1 protein-coding gene is annotated in these 292 nt (G+C 54.1%); it reads right to left on the bottom strand.

What is annotated here, in order from left to right; genetic code table 11:
- A partial coding sequence (locus ACT3TY_RS17980; protein ID WP_444629103.1) for a transposase occupies positions 1 to 198 on the bottom strand: 198 nt, incomplete at its 3' end.
- Between the last annotated feature and the right edge of the window lie 94 nt (positions 199 to 292).

The raw sequence follows: 292 nt of genomic DNA, 5'->3' as shown, positions 1-292 counted from the left end.
CGTGTCGAGCTTATGACGAACCTGTTCCGGTGAGCGGGGATCATGAAGCACGGCGGCCAAGCGGCGTGTTAGGCGATGCTGTTTATCGACTTCACGAAGCAGGAGTAATCCGGCGTCCGACGTAATGTGGCCCCCGGAGAAGTCGGCTTCAATTTGGCGGCGAGAGAGTGGCGAGAAGGTCAGCTTTTCAGGTACCATTTTGGAAGCGGCTGTTGGTGTTGGTTTTTGGTGTAAGGCCCTGAAACGTTAACACTTTCAGCCGCTTTCTTTTATACCCTGTGAGAAATCCGGG

Origin of the sequence: Halomonas sp. AOP22-C1-8, assembly GCF_052378905.1 — a bacterium.
Taxonomy (GTDB): Bacteria; Pseudomonadota; Gammaproteobacteria; order Pseudomonadales; family Halomonadaceae; genus Vreelandella; species Vreelandella citrativorans.
This window is presented reverse-complemented; position numbering and strand designations above follow the sequence as displayed.